Source organism: Methylocystis sp. (genome assembly GCF_021731785.1).
Lineage (GTDB): Bacteria > Pseudomonadota > Alphaproteobacteria > Rhizobiales > Beijerinckiaceae > Methylocystis.
Map to the genome: position 1 here is coordinate 1 of NZ_JAKFWS010000129.1, position 6,116 is coordinate 6,116.

Below are 6,116 nucleotides of genomic sequence, written 5' to 3' on the forward strand. Positions count from 1 at the left end.
GCGTGGCGCGCGCCATCAGCCGCTCGGTCTATGGCCAGGACCTCATCGACTTAAACGAGAACTGGCGCATTCTGATCGGCGGGCGCTACGATCTTCTCGCCCAGCGCGAGCGCGTCTTCGATCCCTTCGGCGCGCTGACCGGCGAGCCGACATCGAGCTTGAGCAAAGGGATCAAAGGCTATTTTTCGCCGCGCGCCGGCATTCTCTATCGCCCGGACGAAGAGACGCAATTCTTCGCCGCCTACGGCAAATCGCTCATCCCCAACACCGGCGTGCGCATCCAAAGCGGCGAAGCGCCGCCGCCGCAGCAGGACACCCAATATGAGCTCGGCTTCAGGCGCGAGTTTCTCGACCGCAAGATGAGCTTCGAAGTCGGGCACTTCGACATTACCCGCGACAATGTCGCAATCCTCAATCCGGCCAATCCGAGCGGCTTCTATTCGGTCGTCACCGGCCAGCAGCACAGCCACGGCATCGAGGTCAACCTCGGCGGCGAGATCCTGCCGAACCTTAAGATCAATGTCGTCGCCACCTTTCTGCATGCGCTGGTGTCGAAGGACGACAACATCCCCTCGCAGCAGGGCAGCGATCTTCTGGGCGCGCCGCGCCGGGTCTATAGTTTCAACGCCAGCTATACGTTCGACACAGGCGAGCTCAAGGGCCTCGAACTCGGCGCCAGCTATTATTACGCCAGCCGCCTCGAGGCGACGCTGCCCAACACCTACGGCTTTACCCTGGCGCCCCAGCAGATGCTCGGCGCCTCGCTCGCCTATAGCTTCAACGACAATCTCAAATTCGAACTCAACGCCGCCAATCTGACAAACCAATCCAACTAGACATCAAACGGCGCCCTCTACCACGGCGAACCAACGACCGTTGCCGCGAGCCTCTCGTATAAATACTGATCGCTGTCGACATTCGCCCATGGCGTGAGCGCTGCGCACGCTTGTCGCCGCGTCGCGCTTATTTTTCGCAAGATGCTATTTCATTGGTACGGTTGCAGGATTCGAACCCGCGACCTACTGATTACAAAGCATATCGCTGCTGTCTATATAATACTAGAAATATCAAATGATTAACGTAATTATGTCCCGTAATTTTTCGGCTTGAGACACTATGTGAGCCACAGCGCCTCTGTCGTCCACATGCTGAAGTGGGGCAGGGGGCACTTGGCCCGTGGCGCTACTTTTCAGAATGAACGCGCTCGCAAGTTCGAGAGCCCGCCAATATCTTCACGCCATGCGCCCCCTACCCCGCCTTCCATCGCCGATCTTCGCGCTGAGGGCGTCGCTGGCGCATGGGTCTGGTGTGTTGGGCTGGGGTGCGCGAATCATGGCAGAATTGCCTTCGACGTGATGCGGGCAGCGCCGGAGACGCCCTTCATCGCGTTGGCGCGATCGCGCAGATTCGTCTGTTCGCGATGCGGCTCGCGCGCCGTGCATCTGATGCCCGACTGGCCGCCGTATCGGTCGCAAAGTTGAACCCGGCTCTTAGTTTGGAGGCTCACTTAACGCCATGAGCGTATCCTCTCTTCTATCGATTTTTCCGAAGCCAGAGGATTTGCTGGCGCTGACCCCCGAAGACCTTGGGGGAGCAATTATCGAGGTCGCTCCATCGCTCGCTCAGAGAGGCATGTTCAATATCGACTCGCTGGTGTCGGCACTTTACCCCATCACTGGTGCGAGCTATCCAGATAGTTCGCGAGACGCCATAGTCATGGCTATGGCGGAATCTCTCGCATGGCTGAGCACGCAAGGACTCATCGTAAGAGACCCTCAACAGCCCGCGCGATGGTATCGGCTGACTCGACGCGCCGTTAATTTGCATAATCGGGCTGATGTAGAGGTTTTTCGCAAGGGACGTCTCCTACCTTACGAGCTTGTTCCCGCTCTGTTAGCCCAAAAAGTTGTGCCGCTATTCCGTCGTGGCGACTTCGACGTCGCTGTCTTTCAAGCTTTCAAAGAAGTCGAAGTCGCGGTCCGAAAAACAGCGAACGCCAAGAACGCTGGGTATCCAGATAGTGACATTGGCGTTTCGCTAATGCGAAAGGCCTTTCATCCCGAGAATGGTCCGCTTACCGACACGACCGTCGTAGTCGCCGAGCGAGAAGCTTTGCAGCAACTACTCGCAGGCGCGATAGGACACGCGAAGAATCCGACGAGTCATCGGGACATTGTTATTGACGCGCAAGAGGCTGCGCGGCTCATCCTCTTCGCAAGTTATCTTCTAGGCATCGTCGAGCAACGGGCGTAACAGAGCTATCAACGCTCGGCCATGCTGTCATAGGTCTGTTTGTGGACGATTCACGCAACATCCTCCAGGATAAGTCATTATGCCAACTACTTTGAAAACACCTCTAGCTGTTGAAACGGCTTTCGCTTCGTATTCGCTAACCGAACAGCTTGGCGAAGGAGGTGCCGGACGCGTTTATGGGGGAACAGATGAAAGCGGGACACCCATCGCCGTCAAAGTTCTCACACAAACATCGACGGAAAAGCGGCGTCGCTTCAAAAACGAGATCGGGTTTCTTGCGAGAAACACCCACGGCAACATCGTCACTGTGACTGACCATGGCTTCGCCAACAACGGCAAAATTCAAGGTCCGTTCTACGTGATGAATCGCTATACAGGAAGTCTCCGAGCACGAATGGGCACTTTGTCGCCCGAGCAGGCTATGCGACATTATTCTCAAATCCTGGATGGAGTGGAGGCTGCTCACCTGCAAAACGTCACGCATCGAGATTTAAAGCCAGAAAACATCCTTATTGAAAGCAATGGCAACGCGGCGATTGCAGACTTCGGAATTGCCAGCTTTACAGCTGATCAGCTCGTTACTTTAGTCGAAACAAGTCCGACACAGAGACTCGCTAACTTCCAATATGCGGCCCCTGAGCAGCGTCGTGCCGGCCAGCAAATCTCCGCCGCGGCAGATATATATGCACTTGGACTGATGCTAAACGAAATGTTTACAGGGGTAGTTCCACATGGAACGAATTACGCGACTATCGGATCAATCTCGAACGATTTTTCCTTTCTGGACGACATTGTTACGAATATGATTCGGCACAATCCTACCGAACGACCCGCCTCGATCGAAGAAATCAAACGCCTCATCCGACTGCGACGGGACGAGCATATCTCGCTCCAGCGACTCAGCGCGATTAGTCAGACAGTTATTCCGGCAGGTGAAATCGATGATCCCCTTGCTCATACCCCACCAAGCATAATTAACGTTTCTTGGGGTGATGGCCGTTTGGAGCTAACGCTTTGTCAAGCAGTGCATCAGAAATGGGTTGATGCGCTCCACAATATGGGATCGTTCACTTCCGTCATGGGTATTCCACCGACATCTTTCCAATTCAAAGGCAACACTGCCACTGTCAGCGTTCGCGAACACGATGCCCAATTAGTCATTGACTATTTTAAACAATGGCTGCCACAAGCGACTAGAGTCCTCAAACATAATCTTGAACAAGAGATTAATATTTAAGGAAAGACGTGAGGCGGAGCGATTGAAGGAAGAGCGGCAACGTGTGGAACAGCGACTGCGCATCAACAAAAGCCTAAAATTCTAATGCATCGGGCCATTCTTACCAATCGCATTCAGATTGCCTATCAGCTGCGCGGAGAGTTCGACATACTCAAGTGCGGATTCCCTCGACAACTCAAATTCCGCCGCGTGCGCCGCCTCATTCCTCAGGGATCGCAGACGTCTCATCAGCGTTGATATGGAAGCGGGTAATTTGTCTGAGTTCTCCAATCGCAAAATGGCTTGGAACGTCATTGTTTTGTTTGAGAAGTCCGCCCCAAACAATCGCTTCCCGCAGTCGATCGCTGCGGCCTCAACTAGACGCCAGGCCTCGATGACAGCAGCACGTGGGGACACCTCGACCAGTTCAAAAGCATGCTGGCCTGCATACTCTGGCTCTTTGTCTTCCGGACTTTTCGGACGCGGCAATTTTGCTGCTTCCTCGCGGGCAACATCCAATTTTTTATCAAATTCGAACTCGAAGCCACTTACTTTTACCTTGTTGATCAGGCCGATTGCCCTCTCAATTTGCTTCCTCAATACGAGCACGATTGCCAAGACAACCACTGGCCAAGCTAAGTCCCCGATAACTTTCGAAAAAAATTCTAGCCAATCCATCTCGTCCATTGGCCCAACTTTCCACGAGTGATTCAACAAAGCAAGTGTTCGGCTCTGTATTTCGGTTTAGGTCATTGGCCAGCGCGGCTCGTCTATTCGATCCCTAAATTTCAGCGTTGATGCATCCATGAGATTACCGAGGCGTTAGTCCGATAGCGACGCCAACTGGTCGGCGATTTCCGCCATGTCCTCAGTCGAGACGTTGCGGCCGGTGATCGCCGTATAGAGCGCGGCGACGCCCTCAGCGCTCGGACAGCAAAGACCGGAGAAGACTACGTTGGACTATTCCAGCGGGTGGATGGGCAAGCACATCGACCTGCGATATAAGCAACATTTGTTCAAGGCGCTCAAATGCAAGCCGACAGAAAATTTTTTGTTCGTGTTCTTGGGCCTTTGCTACCCGCTTACTTTTTGGTGGGCGTCGCGTTCGCGGAGCAGGCAGAAACCTCAAAGCATGGCGCATGGGAAATCCAGTGCGGACCGACATCAACAACTAACGTCAACAAATGCGCGTTGGTCCAAAGGACGATGTCGGAGGAACAGCCCAGCGTTGGCATAATGGTGGCCGTTACAAAAGCGCCGGGCGTGCCGAACGGGGTAATACAAATTTTTGCTCCGCCGAAAACTTTCTTGCTCGAAGGCGCGGGGATCAAAGTCGATGACAATGAGTTCGGGAGACTGCCGTTTTTCAGATGCACGGAGATTACCTGCGCGGCCGAAGGCCGTATCAGCGACGACCTTCTAAGCAAGATGTTCAACGGCAAAGCCATGCTAATAACGATCTACATTAATCCGGGCGAGGGACTTCGCCACATATTCGCTCTCTATGGCTTTAAGGAAGGCTACAATTCGCTGCGGGAGTGAAAGCCTAAAGGCATGTGCGGACGTTTCACACAACATCTCTCTTGGGAAGAGCTTCACCGGCTCGCCGATTTGATCGGCCAACCGCGCAATCTCGCGCCCCGCTATAACATCGCGCCGACGACGCAAATCGAAGTCATCCGCCTTGACCAATCGGGCAAGCAGTTGACGCCGATGCGCTGGGGACTCGTGCCGTTGTGGTGGAAAAAGCCGCTCAAAGAGCTTCCGGCAACCTTCAACGCTCGCGCCGAGACGGTCGCCGAGAAGCCTATGTTTCGCTCGGCGTTCAAGTCTCGCCGCTGCGTCATACCCGCATCGGGATTCTATGAATGGACAGGCGAGCGCGGAGCGAAGACGCCGCACTATTTCTCATCGCCTGACGGTCGCCCGCTCGCCTTCGCCGGGCTGTGGGAGAGTGCGCCCAATCCCGAGACAAAGGAGTTGATGGACTCAGCGACGATTATCGTCGGTCCAGCGAACGATTGGATGTCGCGCTTCCACGACCGCATGCCGGTGATTCTCGATTGGAACGATGCAAGCGCATGGATGACGGGCGGCGATCCCGCCGCGTTGCTGCGCCCGCCGCCCGAAAACGCTTTGCAGGAATGGATCGTCTCACAGCGCGTGAACCGTTCCGGCGTCGGCGATAACGATCCGGCGCTGATCGAGCCTGAACGACTTGGTGCATCGGAGTCTGCTTAGCGCCATTCTTAGAAGTTAAGCGCGTCGCTCGCCCATGTCTCGGTTTGACCGAAGGCAGACAAAGGCATTGATCGACACCACGTTCGATCCAACGTCTACCAACGTGCGGAGACGACTACAGCCGACTGGTCAGGCTATCTGGTCAGAAACAGCGAGCGTAACGCTTGGTTGGCCTTCGCCTTGCCGGCCTTCTTGTTGAGTAGCCCCGGAACTTCCGTAGCCTTGTAGAATTTCGTTTTGCTCGTGTTCCGCAGCTCCGGGTTTCGAAGTAAACCTAAGCTAACCCGTCTTATTCGCCCTGCCGACACGCATCGGCGATTTTTTTCACGACATGATTGCGGACGCAATTCCGCGTTGCGTTATTTCCGCTGGGTCGATCTGCACATCTTGCACGCGTTGGAGTTGG

The 6,116-nt window shown here is 54.8% G+C and carries 7 protein-coding genes; 5 read left to right on the plus strand and 2 right to left on the minus strand.

All coding sequences use genetic code 11. From position 1 onward, the window contains the following. A partial coding sequence (locus QZ964_RS17855) for a TonB-dependent receptor (protein ID WP_292533210.1) occupies positions 1-836 on the plus strand: 836 nt, incomplete at its 5' end. A gap of 494 nt (positions 837-1,330) precedes the next feature. On the opposite strand, the gene QZ964_RS17860 is transcribed toward QZ964_RS17855, so the two are convergent. Further along, entirely contained in the window at positions 1,331-1,507 is a 177-nt protein-coding gene (locus tag QZ964_RS17860; RefSeq protein WP_292533212.1) for a hypothetical protein, read from the minus strand. A gap of 8 nt (positions 1,508-1,515) precedes the next feature. Between QZ964_RS17860 and QZ964_RS17865 the strand changes: the two genes are divergently transcribed. Both QZ964_RS17865 and QZ964_RS17870 read left to right on the plus strand, forming a co-directional pair. Continuing rightward, the gene (locus tag QZ964_RS17865) at positions 1,516-2,253 is read left to right on the plus strand and encodes a TIGR02391 family protein (protein ID WP_292533213.1); all 738 of its coding nucleotides are present in this window, start codon (positions 1,516-1,518) and stop codon (positions 2,251-2,253) included. A 79-nt stretch (positions 2,254-2,332) separates the two neighbouring features. Then, positions 2,333-3,490 carry a serine/threonine-protein kinase gene (locus QZ964_RS17870; protein WP_292533215.1) on the plus strand — a complete coding sequence of 386 codons (1,158 nt, stop codon included), beginning with the start codon at positions 2,333-2,335 and terminating at the stop codon, positions 3,488-3,490. A gap of 81 nt (positions 3,491-3,571) precedes the next feature. Here the strand turns inward: QZ964_RS17870 and QZ964_RS17875 are convergent, their stop codons facing one another. Beyond that, positions 3,572-4,156, minus strand: coding sequence for a DUF4145 domain-containing protein (locus QZ964_RS17875; RefSeq protein ID WP_292533217.1), 585 nt, complete (start codon positions 4,154-4,156; stop codon positions 3,572-3,574). A gap of 342 nt (positions 4,157-4,498) precedes the next feature. Between QZ964_RS17875 and QZ964_RS17880 the strand changes: the two genes are divergently transcribed. Both QZ964_RS17880 and QZ964_RS17885 read left to right on the plus strand, forming a co-directional pair. Then, positions 4,499-5,011, plus strand: a complete 513-nt coding sequence (locus QZ964_RS17880; protein ID WP_292533219.1) for an invasion associated locus B family protein — start codon at positions 4,499-4,501, stop codon at positions 5,009-5,011. A gap of 12 nt (positions 5,012-5,023) precedes the next feature. Next, positions 5,024-5,710, plus strand: a complete 687-nt coding sequence (locus tag QZ964_RS17885) for an SOS response-associated peptidase (RefSeq protein WP_292533221.1) — start codon at positions 5,024-5,026, stop codon at positions 5,708-5,710. Positions 5,711-6,116: the final 406 nt, after the last annotated feature.

Bases quoted from the DNA above. Each gene is read 5' to 3' on its own strand.
- QZ964_RS17875 (WP_292533217.1), bottom strand. From the start codon at position 4,156: ATGGACGAGATGGATTGGCTAGAATTTTTTTCGAAAGTTATCGGGGAC.
- QZ964_RS17870 (WP_292533215.1), top strand. From the start codon at position 2,333: ATGCCAACTACTTTGAAAACACCTCTAGCTGTTGAAACGGCTTTCGCT.
- QZ964_RS17885 (WP_292533221.1), top strand. From the start codon at position 5,024: ATGTGCGGACGTTTCACACAACATCTCTCTTGGGAAGAGCTTCACCGG.
- QZ964_RS17865 (WP_292533213.1), top strand. From the start codon at position 1,516: ATGAGCGTATCCTCTCTTCTATCGATTTTTCCGAAGCCAGAGGATTTG.
- QZ964_RS17880 (WP_292533219.1), top strand. From the start codon at position 4,499: ATGCAAGCCGACAGAAAATTTTTTGTTCGTGTTCTTGGGCCTTTGCTA.